The following is a 20,996-nucleotide window of genomic DNA, read 5'->3' on the forward strand; positions in this document are numbered from 1 at the left end:
AATGCAAACTAATAATAATTTTGAACATGTACAAGTTTTCTTGTCAGAATTAAATCAATTGGGAATACAGCTATTTTTAGCAGATGGAAAACTAAAAAGTAAGAGTAAAGCTGATGCAATAACACCAGAAATAGCTAAACGCATAGGAGCGTTGAAAGAAGAGCTGATTAGCTATTTATCAAGCCATGTTTTCGACTCGGGTAATATCACTGCTGTTAACAGGCAAGGCTTGTTAAAAGCTTCATATGCTCAAAATCGTTTATATTTTGTAGATGCTCTAGAGCAACAGTCAAATCATTATCACAATATCGTCGCGTTGGACTTGAAAGGTACACTTGATTCAGCAGCGCTAGAGCAGTCATTAAATGATTTGATAGAAAGGCATGAAATTTTACATAGTGTTTACTGTGAGCATGAAGGAGAGGTATACCAGAGTGTTCAGCCAGGACGAAAATTAGTATTAAGCCAGGTTGAAATAGCATCTAATGAAAATGAAGTGCTTAACTTGATCGCAACCGAGGCCGACGTTCATTTCGATCTATCGAAAGACTTATTGCTGAAATGCATTCTAGCAAAACATGATAAAGAGCATCATACGTTAATTATCGTGCAACACCATATAACATCAGATGGTCGGTCTGCCGATATTTTTGTTGCAGAATTAGGAGAGTTGTATCGCGCTAAGGTGACAGGTACATCTCCACAATTACCAGAGTTAACTCTCCAATATGCTGACTTCGCTCATTGGCAAAAGCACCCAGCTAACATTCAAGCTATGCCTAGTTTGCTAGAGTATTGGGACAAACAACTTGAAGGATTACCACAAGTTCACAGTTTAAATTTGTGTTATAAACGGCCAATACAAAGAACTTTTGAGGGAAGGTCTTTAGATCAGCCCTTCGAACATACAGTATATAAAGGTGTAAAGGACATTTGTTCAGCTTTTAATGTTACCCCCTTTATGTTGTTAAACTCGGTGTTTGCAGCGTTAATAGCAAGGTATAGTAATCATCAGGACATTGCTATTGGTACACCTGTTTCTGGCAGAAACTTGCAATGTCAAAATATGATAGGACTCTTTGTGAACAGCGTAGTACAAAGATTCAAAGTAGACTTAAAGGAACCTTTTACGCAATTTTTAGCGCATAGTCGAGCTATGATGAGTGAGGCGTTGAGCCACGCTGATGCACCATTTGAAAAGGTTGTTGAGCGAGTCAATCCAGAGCGAAGTAGTAGTCATGAGCCATTATTTCAAATTCAATTTTCTTATGAGAATATCGATGGAAGAACGCTTAAATTACCAGGGTTGCAAATTCAACCCTTAAATATCAAGGCGAAAGTAAGTCGATTTGATTTAGAGTTAGCGATTGTTGAGAAGGAAGGTGAATTTCACGCAGTTTGGACTTATAACAAAAATTTATTTCAACACGATAGAATCGTTTCGTTATCTCAACATTACAAAAATATAATTGAAGCCATCATTGCAAACCCTGAGTTACCAATAGAATCTTATCCTTTGATGAATGATGCACAAACCTTAGCATTGCAGGAAAAGACAAAGCCAGAACAAAGCTTTATTAGTGATTGCGATAGTGACAAAACACTCCATGAACTATTTATTGACTCTGTGATTCGAACGCCAGAGGCTATTGCAGTGTGTGATGAACAAGGGGAGATTAGCTACCGTTCGCTATTTGACTCAGCAGCTAGCTTGGCTAAGATAATAAAACCAAAGATTACGGCAGAAGAGCTTGTTGCTGTTCGATTGCCAAAAGGTCGTGAACAAGCGATCGCAACACTCGCTGTTGTTATGGCTGGTGGGGCGTATTTACCCGTAGAGGTTGACTGGCCCTGTGCTCGCTGTGAAGGCATATTTGAACAAGCACAGTGCCGCATACTTATAGGGCAGGAAGCATCGGGCCAATTAGCGCATATAAAGGAATTCATTGATATAGATAAGCTTGTCGTTGTGCCAGAGGAACCTTCAAAATGGCAAAATGATGTTCAGTCAAAACGCTTGGCTTATGTTATTTTTACTTCAGGGTCTACAGGAAAACCGAAAGGTGTGGCAATAGAGCATAGGATGGCTGTAAACACCATTCTTGACATTAACGCCCGTTTTGCCGTTACTAATCATGATAGTGTGTTGGTTGTCTCTGCATTAAGCTTTGATCTTTCAGTTTACGATATTTTTGGCTTACTCGCCTGTGGCGGCCGGGTTGTATTTCCGCAACAAGATCAAGCGAAAGAGCCTGCCCACTGGTTAGCATGTGTAGAAAAGTTCGGCATCAGTATTTGGGATACGGTACCAGTATCTGCTGGTATGCTCGTCGACCAATTGGTATACCAAAATCGAAAGAGCACAGCGTCTTTGCGCCATATTTTAATGAGTGGTGACTGGGTTCCACCTACACTACCTCCTATGCTTAAAGAGCATTTTCCAGGTGTACGTACTCATAGCTTGGGGGGGGCGACAGAAGGGGCTATTTGGTCAATTCACTATGATATTCATGAAGATACCACTCAATGGTCTAGTATCCCTTATGGTAAACCAATTACAAATCAAAGGTTTTTGATACTGAACGATGCACTAGTACCTTGTCCAATTGGTGTAGACGGAGAGCTATTCATAGCCGGTGAAGGCGTAGCGAGAGAATATTATAAGGCTGAACAACTCACGCGTGAGAGATTCATACACCACCCTGTGACTAATCAGCGGTTATATCGTACGGGTGATATTGGTCGTTATCGTGATGATGGCAACATCATTTTTGTTGGCCGTGTAGATCAACAGGTAAAAGTTAGAGGATATCGCATTGAGCTGGGCGAGATAGAAGTTCAATTAAATAAAATTACAGCAGTAGAAAAAGCGATTGTTAGAATTGTTGGTGAAGGAAGCCAGTCACGTATTACCGCTTACATACAACCTAATATTGGTGACATGGTTTGGATTGAGAAATCAGATGAACGAGATTTCTTTGAGCAAATAAAAGCGGTTTTAGCTACTACATTGGCAGATTACATGTTGCCGTCAATTTTCGTAACTGTCATGAAGTTTCCTTTAACGGCCAATGGAAAAGTTGACTTTAAAGCACTGCCTCAAGCAGAAGAAGTTACAGATAAACCAATCGTTTTACCTAAAACACCCCTACAAACAGCAATGTGTAAAGTATTCTGTTCTGCCCTGCAAATAGACACGATAAGTATAGACGACGATTTTTTTGCAAAAGGAGGACACTCTTTACTCGCTAGTAAAATTGTGAATGAGTTATGTGCCCAGATAGGACTTCAGATTCCACTTCGAGTGTTATTTGAAAACCCGACAATTGAGCAATTTAGTAAACATGTTGCTACTCTCAACAAAGAAGCTAACGTGAACCAGCTGATTCAACCTGATACTAACCCGGTTAAAACGCCGTCATTTGCTCAAGCTCGAATGTGGTTTGATGAAAGGTTAGAAGGCAATTCATGCAAGTATAATATGGCGGCGGCATTTGAATTTGAAGGTGACTTAGATGTATTAAGGTTATCAAAAGCGTTTAATACAGTCGTTGAGCGAAGGGATGTATTAAGGAGTCGGTTTTTTCTTGTAGATGGCGAATTAAAAGTAGATTTTCATGACGATTCTACGTGCGAGTTTACCCAAGAAGATATCTCTCATTTTGATACATCAATTCAGCAAGATAGACTAAAAGCCATTTCTCGAGCGCATGTAATGACGCCTTTTGATTTGGCAAAAGATATATTGCTTAAAGTTAAAGTCGTTAAATTGAGTGAAGGTCGTCATTTGCTATTGGTATGCGTCCACCATATCGCTGCGGATGGGCTTTCTGTAGAGATACTTACCAATGAGGTTATTGGCTGTTATAAGAATAATGAAGAGGAAGTTAACACGTCTGCAATTAGCTACTACGATTACGCTCGGTGGCAACGAGAGCAATTGACAGAAGAAAAAATTAACAGGCATATTGACTTTTGGCGTGGTTATTTGTCGCAAGCTCCAAAAGTCCATGGCTTACCATTAAAAAATAGTCGTCCAGCACATCAAACTTTTGCTGCGACCTCTAAATATTTCCGCATTGAAGAAAACGTGTATCAAACATTGAAGTCTTATTGTGTGAAACAAAAGGTGACATTGTTTAGCGTATTGCAAACATCATTTGCAGTATTGCTGTCTAGCTATAGCCAAGATAGAAGTATCGTAATTGGCACACCTTTTAATGGCAGAGAACAGCAACAATTAACCGATATCGTTGGCTTGTTTTTAAACCTGATCCCAATTCATACACACTTTGAATTAGAGCAAACATTTAATGAGCTATTAAAGATTAATGGTCAAGGAATATTGTCAGCTTTTGAGCATAACCAACTGCCATTTGAGCATATTGTGGAAGCGTTAGATGTGAAGCCCAGCTTGAGCCATAATGCGTTGTGCCAAATAAAGTTTGTGCTGCAAAACTATCAGACTGGTGAGCTAAACGTGCCGGATATGAAAATAATGGCAAAACAGCTAGACAATGAGGTTACTCGGTTCGATCTAGACTTGACTGCAATGGAAGATGCAGATGGTATCTCATTAGAGTGGACATTTAAGGATGAATTATTCAGTCCAGCTTTAATAGAGAAAATGGCTCTCGGGTACAATCAGTTGCTTGAAAACATATGCCGTGATCCAGATGTAGCAATTCAGCAGCTTCTACCTAACGAAAACTCGTTTTTGATTGACGGTAATGAAAACAATATAGACAGAGAAAAAACCGTCATAGAGCTATTTAGTGATGTGTTGAGACACTCAGAACATAAAATAGCGATTACTGATGAACTTGGCGAGTATAGTTATTTACAGGTGCATAACCGAGCAATAAGACTTGCTGCAGCCTTAGAGCAAATGGAAGTTGGAGCTAATTGTACCGTTGCGATTTTAAGTACTAGGAAAGCACATTTATTAGTAAGTATGTTAGGCATCATGATGAGTGGTGCGAGTTACATTCCTATTGAACCAAGCTTAAATCAAAACCGAATCGAAGCTATTTTGATTGATGCGGATGTTGATGTGGTATTGGTTGAGGAGTCATTTGCTGAGCAGAATGCGTTATCAAGTGTCGATTATTTTACACTTGATGATTGTTTTTCTGAGGGCTGGTTTGAAGAATATGCTCAAGATAGCATAGATGTAGCGTTTCCTAATCCAAATGATACTGCATATATTGTTTATACATCAGGATCAACAGGAACCCCAAAAGGTGTGGAAATTTCACATAGGGCGCTCACAGATTATTGTGTATATGCCCGAGAAAACTATTACAAAGACTGTTCAATAGGTAGTTTTGTCGTTACTTCTCATGGTTTTGATATTTCTGTGCCATCACTGTTACTCCCCTTACTCTGTGGTGATCAGGTGATACTGTCGACACCAAATAAAGAAATAGAGCAGTTGGCAGAATATGTATCAAACCCTTCGAATAGTCCTGTATTGGTAAGAATGACGCCTATGCATGTAGTAGCACTAAACATGCTCTTGGAAAATAAAGAGGTTAACGAAACTCCCCATGTGTTTGTAATAGGGGGCGAGCAGCTATACTTTGAAATGGTCAACAAATTAAAACATAGGCTACGTAAAGCTAAAATCTATAATCATTACGGCCCAAGTGAATCAACGGTTGGTTGTCTGATATACCCACTAGTTGGGGAGAACACGATTTCTAGTGGCCCTGTGCCTATCGGTAGACCGATGGAAAATACCTCCGTATTAGTTTTAGACCACAAAGGGCGAGAAGTACCTTTTGGTGGTAAAGGTGAATTATGGGTGAGTGGGCCTTGTTTGGCAAAGGGGTATGTTAATCAGCCTGAGTTAACTGCAGACAAATTTTCTTATCGTGATCAAGTAAGGTATTACAAGACAGGAGATCTCGTTTCAGTGAATGAAAGTGGTCAACTTGTCTTTATCTCACGCATTGATAACCAAGTCAGTATAGATGGTTTTCGAATAGAGTTGAACGATATCCGTTCTAATATTATAGCTTGCGAAGTTGTTGATAATTGTGCTGTAAATACTGTCGAAGTAGAAGGTAGAACAAGAGTTGTAGCGTACGTTATATATAGCGACTCGGAGCAAACAGTAGAGCAATTGGAACAGCACCTCTTATTAGAGTTAAAGAAACGGTTACCTAAATACATGATGCCTTGGGCTATTGTTCAAGTGGAAAGCATTGCTACAAATCAGAATGGTAAAATTGATTTTGATGCTTTACCGCTACCAAAGGAAGAGCAAAAACCTCGTGAGGTGGTAGAGCCTAAAACTGAGTTAGAAACTTTACTTTGCCATATTTTTACTAAGGTTCTTGGACGAACAATAATTAGTATTGAGGATAACTTTTTTAATTTAGGCGGTGATTCAATCTCAGCAATACAAGCTGTTGCAGAAGGACAGAAAAAAGGTGTCAAATTCTCTCTACAAACACTATTTGACTATCCAACAGTTAAAGAACTATCAACTATGGTAGAAGAACCAGATAAACTGCAACCTAATCAAAAGAGTGAAGGGGAAAGTCTGTTGTTGCCTATGCAGCAGCAATTTTTTAACAGAAAGTTAGTTAATGAACATCACTACAACCAATCTATTTTATTAACTGTACCAGAGTCTTTAAACCTAAAAGTATTGAGACAGATGTTTGAATGTTTGGTCAATACCCATGACTCACTGAGACAGTATAGTGTTGATGATAAAATGTACTTTGAACCAAACGAGGGCGAACTGTTAGATAAAGCGATAAGTTATTCCTCGATGAAGAATATGAAAGCGGAAATTGATGCACTTCAATCAAGTTTTGATTTAAGCCAGCCTCCGTTGTTTAAAGTTTGTCTTTTTGAAGATAATGGGCAGCCGGAAAGGTTGTTTATTGTTCTCCATCATTTGTTAGTAGATGGTATGTCGTGGCGCTTAATGTTGGACGATCTGAATTGCTTGTTTGAACAAATTGAGCAAAACTCTTCTTTAGAGCTTATACCACAAACGCTCTCTTTAAAACAGTGGAGTGAACATGTTGAGCGATATAGCCAATCCATTGAATTTGAAAAAGAGTCTAGTTACTGGCATAGTCAACTTGCTAAAAAGGTCGACAATTGGCCTCATCGTATCGTAAATTTCGATGCTAATACGCAAAATGAACTGATCTCGCTTCAGTTTGAGCTGGATGAAATAATGAGTAATGAGCTTGTAAGTGCTGCTAACACAGCTTATAGAACAGGCACGCAAGAATTACTGCTTTCTGGAGTAATACTCGCATTAAATTTATGGACAGAAAATAATCGTTTTATTACCTATTTAGAAGGCCATGGTAGAGAAACATTGGATGAGGTAACTCCAAGTCGATTAATGGGATGGTTAACGACCTACTACCCTGTGCACATTGATATATCTCAATGCACTAATACAGGGGAGGTGATCAAGGTAGTCAAAGAAAGTATGCGCGTTGTACCTTCCAATGGACTTGGCTTTGGGTTGTTAAATAAACAGGGTTCTGTGATTCAAAATCAAGAATTGGCTGTTGAATTCAATTATCTTGGTCAATTTGATGCGACATTTTCTGATAATAGTGCCTTTGGCGTTGCTCAAGAAAACCGAGGTAATGAGCGTTGTCCTATGCAACAGCAAAGAAACGGTATCTATATAAATGCGGTTTTAATTGATGGTACGTTGAAGTTTTATTTGTCGATTGACACAGCGAAGGTAAATAAATCGTCAGCTTTTGATTTGTTGGCGCTTATGCGTACTCAAGTTGAGCTTATCGCTACACACTGTTTGATGGTGCTAGAGCTTATTGATAACGAACCTGAAAATTCTGCACGGTTGGATAACCATTCAATGGCAAATTCTACAGAAGAAGAACAAAATATTGAGGAATTTACAATTTGAATACGTTCAATCTGTTAAGAGAGCTAAGAGCAAATGGCGTTAAAATTTTTCTTGAGAGAGAGAATATTCGCATTGGTGCTGCTAAAGGCAAAATATCTCAGCAACAACTTGAGTTGCTAAAGCAAAACAAATCTGAGCTAATAAGTTTATTAAAAGAAGAGCAACGGTTGCTTGCAGAACAAAAGAATATTCAAACTTTAACGGTTTCTGACTTCCCGCTTGCAACTGTCACTTCAAGTCAGCTTAGTGCATGGCAAGAGAAGTATGAAATCGAAGATATATATGCTGCAACCTCTATGCAAGCTGGGATGATCTTTCATAGTCTAAAAGACAAAGGGGCCTCTCTGTATGTTAACCAACTTTGGTGTCGACTTGATAAGTCTATAGATTTAGATGACATGAAATTGGCTTGGGAGTTCCTTTTACAGCAACACTCGATATTTCGTACAGCTTTTGTTGGTCAAGAATCGCAGTTGCAGCAATTAGTTTGCAAATCGTCCGATATTCCATGGAGTAACTACGATCACACACATTTGAGTGAGGCTGAGCATGAGCTACAATTTCAACAGTTTTTGGAAAATGATCAGTTAGTAGAGTTTGATTTTGAACATCCTCCTTTATTAAGGGTTGCGACGTTTAATTTAGCTGATGGTAGTCACCGAATGGTATGGACATACCATCATGCGTTAGTGGACGGCTGGTGTTCTAACTTGGTATTGCAAGGCTTGATTGAAAATTACAAGACAATACAACAAGGGAAGTCTCCGAGGAAGGTTGCGTTAGAGAGTGATTACAAGCGCTATATTCATTGGTTATCCAAGCAAGATCACAAAGAAACTGCAAGTTATTGGCGCAATAAATTACAGCCGCTCAATCACTTAGTTTTATTAGCTGACCAAGATCAGGGGGGGGCTCCGAGGTTTAACGCATGTAAGATTAATCTATCAGAACGTCTAACTGAACAATTAAACCAGTGTTGTCGTAATCAAAGTATTACACTAAACAGTTTAGTAATGGGCGCTTGGGCATTATTAGTTCACAAAGAAAGTAATAGTAACATAATCAGTTTTGGTGCTACGGTAGCTGGTAGGCCTGCGACGTTAAGAAATGTTGAAAAGACAATTGGATTATTCATAAATAGTATTCCTGTTGTTAGCCAGTTCACAGGAGAGGGCTCGTTAGTAGACTGGTGTAAAAGTATTCAAGATTATCTTGTCCAAAGCAATGAACATAGTTACTACCCTCTGACAGAAATTCAAAAACAAGCGCCTATTAATGGCAAATTATTTGAGTCTTTAGTTGTTTTCGAAAACTACCTAGTAGAAAAAAATGACTCAGATGAAACACCCTTTGTTCAAGATGTTGGTCACAAAAACCAAACAAGTCAGCCCTTAGCGTTAGTTGTATTACCTGCTGTTTCACTTGGCTTTCATTTAGGTTATCAGCAGCAATTATTTTCAGATAAAAAAGCTAAGCACTTATTGGACGAGCTTCAAAGTATATTGGAAGTTTTTGCTCACTCTGAGCCTAAGGCATCCATTAGTCAGATGTTGAATTCATTGGGTGTAGCGAATAGAGAAACGGTAACTGTATTGGAAGGAAGGGATAGGGAAGAGGTATTACACCGCTGGAATGATACACAGCTTGATTACCCTAAAGACTTACTTTTGCATCAATTGTTTGAGTCCCAAGTTAGTAAATCACCTGATAGAGTCGCGTTAACTTTCAAAGGCAGTAGCCTGACTTATGCTGAGCTTAATGATAAAGCTAATCAAGCGGCTAAATTACTTAGACGAAACTATTTTGAGAAATATAGTCACGATATGCCTGCGGAAACCTTAGTTGGTTTATATTTTGAACGTGGTTTTGAAATGGTGGTGGGGATCTTAGCCTGCTTAAAAGCTGGTGCTACCTATGTGCCCATCTCTCCCGACTTTCCTCCTGCAAGAACGCAGTACATAGTGGACGATACAAATACTTCATTTATTCTGTCGCAATCTTCGCTCATACCTAAACTAGATATTGAATTATCAGATATGATAAATGGTCCTGATTTAATTGAATTAGATCTAGTAATGAGTAGTGCTGATGAATCAATAGCACCTTTTGTTAGTGATGCCAGTTCCTGTAATCTCGCATACGTAATTTACACTTCAGGTACTACAGGAAACCCTAAAGGTGTAATGATTGAGCATTGCAATGCCGTACACCTTGTTTATGCTCAACAACTAGCTTTTCATGCGTCCGAATGTCAGCGTTCATTACTGTTCGCAAGCTATACCTTTGACGCGTCTGTATCAGAGCTGTTTATTGGGCTAAGCAATGGTCATGAGGTGTTTATTTGTAGTGATGAAGATCGCGAAGCCGATAACTTAAGAAAGTTAATTCAGAATAACAATATTGACTTAGCAACCATACCACCTGCATTGCTACAAATTATGGCAGAACAGGGGGGGTTAGCATTAAAAGTCCTCGTATCAGCCGGTGAAACTCCAGCTAAAGGTGTCCTAGAAACGTTTCGTAAGAATTCATGCGTCATTAATGCTTATGGTCCAACGGAATCAACTGTTTGTGCGAGTACTCATAAATATCAGTGTGAAGGGGATGACGCACTTATTGGGTTGCCAATTCGAAATGTCTTACTTTATGTTCTAGATGAACAATTACAGCCAGTGCCCAATGGTACGCAAGGTGAATTGTACATAGGGGGCGCAGGACTGGCTCGAGGGTATTTAAATCGAGCAGAGCTCACGGCGGAGCGCTTTATTGACAACCCGTTTGTAGACGATGCGGCAAGGGCATTGGGCTATACCCGGTTATATAAAACGGGGGATGTGGTACGTCGTCGAGAGGACGGCAATATAGAGTATTTAGGGCGTAATGATTTCCAAGTAAAGATCCGCGGCTATCGCATAGAGTTAGGTGAGATAGAAGCGGTGTTGTGTGAGGAGACATCAGTACGTCAAGCAGCTGTGATAGACCGAGCCAGAGATGATGGTAGTGTGTATTTAGTGGCATATGTGGTGATGCAAGAAGGGCAGACGTGTGACTCGACACACTTAGTGTCGCAGTTAGGCGCAAAACTGCCAGAGTATATGATACCGAGCCACATAGTCACGTTAAGCACACTACCGCTGACGTTAAACGGCAAGTTAGATAGACGCGCATTACCGGCCCCGGAGATAGACAGCGAAGAGTTTGTGGCGCCTCGTAATGAGACAGAGCAAGCATTGTGTCAGGTGTGGCAAGATGTGTTGGGGTTAGCGCAGGTGGGCATAGAGGATAACTTCTTCCGCTTGGGTGGGGACTCCATTGTATGTATACAGTTGGTATCACGTCTGCGTCAGGCTGGTTATGTTTGTCAGGTAAAAGACATCTTTAATGCCCCAACCGTTGCGCAGTTGTCTTGTTTATTAGCAGACAACATGCTGAACGGAGTTGCTCAGGTTGAAGCTGAGCAAGGCGAGTTGGTTGGGACATTTGATTTATTACCCATTCAGCAATGGTTTTTTGATAAGGCATTACCAGCACCTCATCATTGGAATCAAGCCTTTATGGTACGTCTTCCTAGCACAGTAAGCCCCCAAGCATTGCAAGCTGGGCTCGAAGCACTAGTTGCGAGACACGATATGTTGCGCTGTCGATTTATCGATAATAAACAACAGTATTATGGGATGGATGAGGTAAACACCGAGCTGTTAACATTAGACGTTAGTAACTTAGATGAGGCGCAGTTACACCAGCAACTTACAGCTTTTCAGTCTGAGTTTGATTACCAGTTTGGGCCATTATGGTGTGCTGTACACTTAACGGGCTATGACGATGGAAGTGCTCGACTGTTTATGGCGTTACACCATCTGATTGTGGATGCTGTTTCTTGGCGTATTTTAGTAGATGACTTGAGCATGATTATGCAAGGGCATACACTGCCAGATAAAACAAGTAGTTATCGCCAGTGGGTTCATGCATTAAAGGCATTAGAACCAGATACAGAAGAAATACGGTATTGGCAGGGGGTTATGGCAACCCCTTGCAGTTTGCCAACTGCTGAAGAAACAATCATGGTTGATGTATTACAACAGTCTTCAGAAGTAACAGCGCATCTATTACGAGATACTAACGAAGGTTTTAATACCGAGATTAATGATGTGTTGTTGAGCGCTATGGTATTAGCGTTAAGTGAAACACTGGGTGAGCAAGCGTATACGCTAGGATTAGAAGGACACGGTAGAGAGCCAATGGACGAAACATTGGACTTATCGCGTACTATAGGTTGGTTTACCACACTGTATCCAGTGCGTTTGTTAGGACAAGAAACCGTTGCGGATACGTTAATTGCAACGAAGGAAACATTACGTCAGGTGCCAAATAAAGGATTAGGGTTTGGTGCGCTGCGTAACAAAGGTGAACTTGGGGGAGCCTTGCCAACTATCATGTTTAACTACCTCGGCCAATTTGGAGATGGCTCAGGACAAGTTGAAGATTGGTCTTTGGTAGGAGAAGATGTGGGCATGACTAGCGCTGCAGGCAACGAAGACAGTGTACTGTTGAGTGTTACTGGCGCGATATATGAGGGACGCTTGCGCTTTAAAGTGGTAAGTCGACTATCTGAGTTAGTGCATCACAACTTTAATGAGGCGTTTACATCAGCGTTAGCAGCGGTTGTGGCAGCAGGGTGTGCGCAAGCCAAGCTAGGGGGGCGTAAAACGCCGAGTGATTACGGGGTTCCGACATTGTCAGCTGCTCGTTTGCAGTATTTACAAAAGACGCATGACATTGAAGCCTTATACCCTGCCAGCAGCTTACAGCAGGGCTTTATCTACTATCACCTGAATGAGCCAGACGACGATGCGTATAGAGTCCAAGTATTATTAGATTATCATTGTGCTTTGAATATTGCGCACTACCGTCAAGCATGGCAAATGGCGTCACTGCGTTTCCCCAGTTTACGCGTATGCTTTGATTGGCAAGATACCCTAGTACAAATAGTGACTTCAGGGGTTAGCCTAACCGACGAGCACTTTAGTGTGGTTGACATTAGTCAATTGGCGTCAGATGTACAGGAGCAAGAAATCGAGCGGTTGCAGCAAGAGGCACGGATGATTGGCTTTGACTTGAGTCGTCCGGGACTGGTTAGGTTAACCATCGTTAAACGAAGCGATACCTTGTACACGGTGATTAAAACAGAGCATCACAGTATTTCGGATGGCTGGAGTGGGCCGGTACTGGGGCAAGCGGTACACGAATATTATGAAGCATTGCAAGCAGGTCTCACGTGTGAGATAAAACCAGATCAGGCTTACTTAAATGCACAGGCTTACCAAATGAGCCGTCAGGCGCAAAGTGAAGCATTTTGGCAAGCACAAAAGCAGCAGTATGGTGAAGCAAATGATCTAAGAGGCTTGTTTGATAGTTCAGTTGAACTGGCGGATAGCCACCTTAATACGGCTCCTAAAGAGCAGGCCCTGGAGCTAACAGGGAATGCATTAGCTCAGTTGAAGAACATGTGTCGGGAAAGCGGGACGACGGTGAATGTTGCGTTGCAGTTTGCTTGGCACTACTTACTTCACGGCTATACCCAAGATAATCAAACATTAGTGGGGACAACAGTATCAGGTCGTGATTTACCGATTGAGGGTATTGAGTCGAGTGTCGGTTTATACATCAATACGTTACCACTTTCGGTGTCGTGGGATGAACAGCAGAGCGTTGAAGGCGTTTTACAATCAATTCAGCAAAGTATCGCGATGTTGAACAGTCATAGTGCGATATCGTTGGCGAAGTTACAGGAAGGGGGTCATCGCTTATTCCATAGCTTAGTCGTATTTGAAAACTACCCAAGAACGGCCTCAGAGGGGGCAGAAGGGATCATCAATCAGGTTCATTTTAGAAAATCAGTGGAGAAAATGGACTATCCGCTCACATTACGTGCGTTTGAGCGTGATGAGAGCCTAGTGATGGCCTTGTGTTACAACGGAGATTGGCTAAGCAACAAGCAAGCAACGCGTTTATTGTCTCAGGTAATGCGTATTCTCACGCAATTACCCCAGGTGGAGAGGTTATCTCAGTTATGTCTATTGGATGAGCAAGAGCGCACTGCGACCTTATTAGAAGGTAACGATACACAAGCGACTTATCCCATTCATGGTACTCTGGTGAGTGAGTTTGAACGACAAGTATTAGCAAGCCCAGAGCATATCGCTTTAGAGATGGGTGGGGTCCAATTGAGTTATCAGCAACTTGATGCGCAGGCGAATCAGCTTGCACGAGAGTTGCGTGATAGGTATCAGCAGCGCCATAGGCAAGCGATGCCAGCGAATACCTTGATTGGTCTGTATATGGACAGAAGCGTCGAAATGATGGTTGCGGTGTTAGCTGTGCTGAAAGCAGGGGGGGCATATGTGCCAATTTCACCAGAATTTCCAGCAGAGCGAACGGCCTTTATCCTAAAAGATACGGGGTGTCCGTTTGTCTTAACGCATGCGGCGGGTACTGAAGCTTTGCAAGGCGGATTAGCAGAGCAAGAGTGCGCAGCAGAATGGTTAGCCGTTGAACAAGTGATGAAGCATACTGTGGCCAGCGATACAGCACTGTCGTTGAAAGCAGGGCCAGAAGATCTAGCATATGTTATTTATACCTCAGGAACGACAGGGCAGCCGAAAGGGGTAATGATAGCGCATCGTGCAATAGTTAATCGTATCAACTGGATGCAAAAGCGCTATCCGTTAAGTAGTGAAGACAAAGTATTACAAAAGACGCCTTACATTTTTGATGTATCAGTATGGGAGTTATTTTGGGCGCACTGGGCGGGCGCCTCGTTGGTGATGGCAGCACCTGATGTGCATAGACAGCCAGAAGCCTTGCATACATTGATAGAAGAGGCAGGAGTGACAACATTACACTTCGTGCCTTCGATGTTAGCGGCATTTTGTGCAGAGATGTCGAGTGAAGGTAAGGTATTACCGCGCAGTGTTAAGCAAGTTTTTAGTAGTGGAGAGGCACTGCAGGTGAGTCATGTGGATGCTTTTTATGGTTTAGGGCAGCATGATGCGGTATTACACAATTTATATGGCCCAACGGAAGCGTCAGTGGATGTGAGTTATTTTGACACACGAGAAGCGTTTACGAGCCATGTACCGATAGGCAAAGCGATAGATAACACGCAACTCTATATCCTTAACAAACAATTACAGCCAGTGCCCAATGGTACGCAAGGTGAATTGTACATAGGGGGCGCAGGACTGGCTCGAGGGTATTTAAATCGTGCAGAGCTCACGGCGGAGCGCTTTATTGATAACCCATTTGTAGATGATGCGGCAAGGGCATTGGGCTATACCCGGTTATATAAAACGGGGGATGTGGTACGTCGTCGAGAGGACGGCAATATAGAGTATTTAGGGCGTAACGATTTCCAAGTAAAGATCCGCGGCTATCGCATAGAGTTAGGTGAGATAGAAGCGGTGTTGTGTGAGGAGGGAACAGTACGTCAAGCGGCTGTGATAGACCGAGCCAGAGATGATGGTAGTGTGTATTTAGTGGCGTATGTGGTGATGCAAGAAGGGCAGACGTGTGACTCGACACACTTAGTGTCGCAGTTAGGCGCAAAACTGCCAGAGTATATGATACCGAGCCACATAGTCACGTTAAGCGCACTACCGCTGACGTTAAACGGCAAGTTAGATAGGCGCGCATTGCCGGCCCCGGAGATAGACAGCGAAGAGTTTGTGGCGCCTCGTAATGAGACAGAGCAAGCATTGTGTCAGGTGTGGCAAGATGTGTTGGGGTTAGCGCAGGTGGGCATAGAGGATAACTTCTTCCGCTTGGGTGGGGACTCCATTGTATGTATACAGTTGGTATCACGTCTGCGTCAGGCTGGTTATGTTTGTCAGGTAAAAGACATCTTTAATGCCCCAACCGTTGCGCAGTTGTCTTGTTTATTAGCAGACAACATGCTGAACGGAGTTGCTCAGGTTGAAGCTGAGCAAGGCGAGTTGGTTGGGACATTTGATTTATTACCCATTCAGCAATGGTTTTTTGATAAGGCATTACCAGCACCTCATCATTGGAATCAAGCCTTTATGGTACGTCTTCCTAGCACAGTAAGCCCCCAAGCATTGCAAGCTGGGCTCGAAGCACTAGTTGCGAGACACGATATGTTGCGCTGTCGATTTATCGATAATAAACAACAGTATTATGGGATGGATGAGGTAAACACCGAGCTGTTAACATTAGACGTTAGTAACTTAGATGAGGCGCAGTTACACCAGCAACTTACAGCTTTTCAGTCTGAGTTTGATTACCAGTTTGGGCCATTATGGTGTGCTGTACACTTAACGGGCTATGACGATGGAAGTGCTCGATTGTTTATGGCGTTACACCATCTGATTGTGGATGCTGTTTCTTGGCGTATTTTAGTAGATGACTTGAGCATGATTATGCAAGGGCATACACTGCCAGATAAAACAAGTAGTTATCGCCAGTGGGTTCATGCATTAAAGGCATTAGAACCAGATACAGAAGAAATACGGTATTGGCAGGGGGTTATGGCAACCCCTTGCAGTTTGCCAACTGCTGAAGAAACAATCATGGTTGATGTATTACAACAGTCTTCAGAAGTAACAGCGCATCTATTACGAGATACTAACGAAGGTTTTAATACCGAGATTAATGATGTGTTGTTGAGCGCTATGGTATTAGCGTTAAGTGAAACACTGGGTGAGCAAGCGTATACGCTAGGATTAGAAGGACACGGTAGAGAGCCAATGGACGAAACATTGGACTTATCGCGTACTATAGGTTGGTTTACCACACTGTATCCAGTGCGTTTGTTAGGACAAGAAACCGTTGCGGATACGTTAATTGCAACGAAGGAAACATTACGTCAGGTGCCAAATAAAGGATTAGGGTTTGGTGCGCTGCGTAACAAAGGTGAACTTGGGGGAGCCTTGCCAACTATCATGTTTAACTACCTCGGCCAATTTGGAGATGGCTCAGGACAAGTTGAAGATTGGTCTTTGGTAGGAGAAGATGTGGGCATGACTAGCGCTGCAGGCAACGAAGACAGTGTACTGTTGAGTGTTACTGGCGCGATATATGAGGGACGCTTGCGCTTTAAAGTGGTAAGTCGACTATCTGAGTTAGTGCATCACAACTTTAATGAGGCGTTTACATCAGCGTTAGCAGCGGTTGTGGCAGCAGGGTGTGCGCAAGCCAAGCTAGGGGGGCGTAAAACGCCGAGTGATTACGGGGTTCCGACATTGTCAGCTGCTCGTTTGCAGTATTTACAAAAGACGCATGACATTGAAGCCTTATACCCTGCCAGCAGCTTACAGCAGGGCTTTATCTACTATCACCTGAATGAGCCAGACGACGATGCGTATAGAGTCCAAGTATTATTAGATTATCATTGTGCTTTGAATATTGCGCACTACCGTCAAGCATGGCAAATGGCGTCACTGCGTTTCCCCAGTTTACGCGTATGCTTTGATTGGCAAGATACCCTAGTACAAATAGTGACTTCAGGGGTTAGCCTAACCGACGAGCACTTTAGTGTGGTTGACATTAGTCAATTGGCGTCAGATGTACAGGAGCAAGAAATCGAGCGGTTGCAGCAAGAGGCACGGATGATTGGCTTTGACTTGAGTCGTCCGGGACTGGTTAGGTTAACCATCGTTAAACGAAGCGATACCTTGTACACGGTGATTAAAACAGAGCATCACAGTATTTCGGATGGCTGGAGTGGGCCGGTACTGGGGCAAGCGGTACACGAATATTATGAAGCATTGCAAGCAGGTCTCACGTGTGAGATAAAACCAGATCAGGCTTACTTAAATGCACAGGCTTACCAAATGAGCCGTCAGGCGCAAAGTGAAGCATTTTGGCAAGCACAAAAGCAGCAGTATGGTGAAGCAAATGATCTAAGAGGCTTGTTTGATAGTTCAGTTGAACTGGCGGATAGCCACCTTAATACGGCTCCTAAAGAGCAGGCCCTGGAGCTAACAGGGAATGCATTAGCTCAGTTGAAGAACATGTGTCGGGAAAGCGGGACGACGGTGAATGTTGCGTTGCAGTTTGCTTGGCACTACTTACTTCACGGCTATACCCAAGATAATCAAACATTAGTGGGGACAACAGTATCAGGTCGTGATTTACCGATTGAGGGTATTGAGTCGAGTGTCGGTTTATACATCAATACGTTACCACTTTCGGTGTCGTGGGATGAACAGCAGAGCGTTGAAGGCGTTTTACAATCAATTCAGCAAAGTATCGCGATGTTGAACAGTCATAGTGCGATATCGTTGGCGAAGTTACAGGAAGGGGGTCATCGCTTATTCCATAGCTTAGTCGTATTTGAAAACTACCCAAGAACGGCCTTAGAGGGGGCAGAAGGGATCATCAATCAGGTTCATTTTAGAAAATCAGTGGAGAAAATGGACTATCCGCTCACATTACGTGCGTTTGAGCGTGATGAGAGCCTAGTGATGGCCTTGTGTTACAACGGAGATTGGCTAAGCAACAAGCAAGCAACGCGTTTATTGTCTCAGGTAATGCGTATTCTCACGCAATTACCCCAGGTGGAGAGGTTATCTCAGTTATGTCTATTGGATGAGCAAGAGCGCACTGCGACCTTATTAGAAGGTAACGATACACAAGCGACTTATCCCATTCATGGTACTCTGGTGAGCGAGTTTGAACGACAAGTATTAGCAAGCCCAGAGCATATCGCTTTAGAGATGGGTGGGGTCCAATTGAGTTATCAGCAACTTGATGCGCAGGCGAATCAGCTTGCACGAGAGTTGCGTGATAGGTATCAGCAGCGCCATAGGCAAGCGATGCCAGCGAATACCTTGATTGGTCTGTATATGGACAGAAGCGTCGAAATGATGGTTGCGGTGTTAGCTGTGCTGAAAGCAGGGGGGGCATATGTGCCAATTTCACCAGAATTTCCAGCAGAGCGAACGGCCTTTATCCTAAAAGATACGGGGTGTCCGTTTGTCTTAACGCATGCGGCGGGTACTGAAGCTTTGCAAGGCGGATTAGCAGAGCAAGAGTGCGCAGCAGAATGGTTAGCCGTTGAACAAGTGATGAAGCATACTGTGGCCAGCGATACAGCACTGCCGTTGAAAGCAGGGCCAGAAGATCTAGCATATGTTATTTATACCTCAGGAACGACAGGGCAGCCGAAAGGGGTAATGATAGCGCATCGTGCAATAGTTAATCGTATCAACTGGATGCAAAAGCGCTACCCGTTAAGTAGTGAAGACAAAGTATTACAAAAGACGCCTTACATTTTTGATGTATCAGTATGGGAGTTATTTTGGGCGCACTGGGCGGGCGCCTCGTTGGTGATGGCAGCACCTGATGTGCATAGACAGCCAGAAGCCTTGCATACATTGATAGAAGAGGCAGGAGTGACAACATTACACTTCGTGCCTTCGATGTTAGCGGCATTTTGTGCAGAGATGTCGAGTGAAGGTAAGGTATTACCGCGCAGTGTTAAGCAAGTTTTTAGTAGTGGAGAGGCACTGCAGGTGAGTCATGTGGATGCTTTTTATGGTTTAGGGCAGCATGATGCGGTATTACACAATTTATATGGCCCAACGGAAGCGTCAGTGGATGTGAGTTATTTTGACACACGAGAAGCGTTTACGAGCCATGTACCGATAGGCAAAGCGATAGATAACACGCAACTCTATATCCTTAACAAACAATTACAGCCAGTGCCCAATGGTACGCAAGGTGAATTGTACATAGGGGGCGCAGGACTGGCTCGAGGGTATTTAAATCGTGCAGAGCTCACGGCGGAGCGCTTTATTGACAACCCGTTTGTAGATGATGCGGCAAGGGCATTGGGCTATACCCGGTTATATAAAACGGGGGATGTGGTACGTCGTCGAGAGGACGGCAATATAGAGTATTTAGGGCGTAACGATTTCCAAGTAAAGATCCGCGGCTATCGCATAGAGTTAGGTGAGATAGAAGCGGTGTTGTGTGAGGAGGGAACAGTACGTCAAGCGGCTGTGATAGACCGAGCCAGAGATGATGGTAGTGTGTATTTAGTGGCGTATGTGGTGATGCAAGAAGGGCAGACGTGTGACCCGACACACTTAGTGTCGCAGTTAGGCGCAAAACTGCCAGAGTATATGATACCGAGCCACATAGTCACGTTAAGCGCACTACCGCTGACGTTAAACGGCAAGTTAGATAGGCGCGCATTGCCGGCCCCGGAGATAGACAGCGAAGAGTTTGTGGCGCCTCGTAATGAGACAGAGCAAGCATTGTGTCAGGTGTGGCAAGATGTGTTGGGGTTAGCGCAGGTGGGCATAGAGGATAACTTCTTCCGCTTGGGTGGGGACTCTATTGTATGTATACAGTTGGTATCACGTCTGCGTCAGGCTGGTTATGTTTGTCAGGTAAAAGACATCTTTAATGCCCCAACCGTTGCGCAGTTGTCATTAATACTGCAACACACTGAGAGTATCGCATTATTAGAGCAAGCACCCGTTGAAGGGCGCACTCCATTGTTACCTGTACAGAGGATGTTTTTTGATGAAAACCGTAAAAACCCTCATCATTTTAATCAGTCATTATTATTGAATGTTAAAAATGGCATGTCTGAAAGTGATCTACATCAGATAGTTGAAGCGATACTAACAAGGCATGATGTTTTTAGAATGCGTTTTAAAGACCTTGAGTCTGGGACAAACTTCTATCAAGAGCTAGATTCTGCAATGGTTTGTAATTCGGTAGAAATGATAGAGCTGTCCTCGTATGAATACATCGTATCGACATGTGAGCAGATGCAACGGTCTTTGGATTTACAGCAAGGACCATTATTTAAGGTGGTTTGTATCAAATTACCTGATGGTAAGCAGAAGTTACTAATCCTAGCGCATCATTTGGTGATAGACGGTGTGTCTTGGAGGATTTTACTTAGAGACCTCCAAGTGGCAGTCGAACAAATAAAGAATGGCAGTGCACCGAAACTAGCGGCGAAGACAAGCTCCTATAAAAACTGGTCTCAATTTATAAAGCATTTTACAAAAGAAAAAGGGTTCTCAAGTGACCAGGAATATTGGCT

2 protein-coding genes (1 of these 2 running past the window's edge) are annotated in these 20,996 nt (G+C 42.8%); both read left to right on the forward strand.

The window, feature by feature from the left end:
- Nucleotide 1 precedes the first annotated feature (1 nt).
- Nucleotides 2-7,915: a non-ribosomal peptide synthetase gene (locus tag CTT31_RS18160; RefSeq protein ID WP_260492694.1), complete on the forward strand. Its 7,914-nt coding sequence runs from the start codon at nucleotides 2-4 to the stop codon at nucleotides 7,913-7,915.
- Nucleotides 7,912-20,996, forward strand: the 5' portion of a protein-coding gene (locus CTT31_RS18165) for a non-ribosomal peptide synthetase (protein ID WP_260492695.1). Its footprint extends 853 nt past the window's final position; the window shows 13,085 of its 13,938 coding nt (coding positions 1-13,085); the start codon lies at nucleotides 7,912-7,914; the stop codon falls past the right edge of the window. The genes CTT31_RS18160 and CTT31_RS18165 overlap by 4 nt, the downstream gene beginning before the upstream one ends.

The sequence above is a fragment of the Pseudoalteromonas maricaloris genome, assembly GCF_024746855.1.
Classification (GTDB): Bacteria; Pseudomonadota; Gammaproteobacteria; order Enterobacterales; family Alteromonadaceae; genus Pseudoalteromonas; species Pseudoalteromonas maricaloris.

Bases quoted from the DNA above. Each gene is read 5' to 3' on its own strand.
- CTT31_RS18160 (WP_260492694.1), top strand. From the start codon at position 2: ATGCAAACTAATAATAATTTTGAACATGTACAAGTTTTCTTGTCAGAA.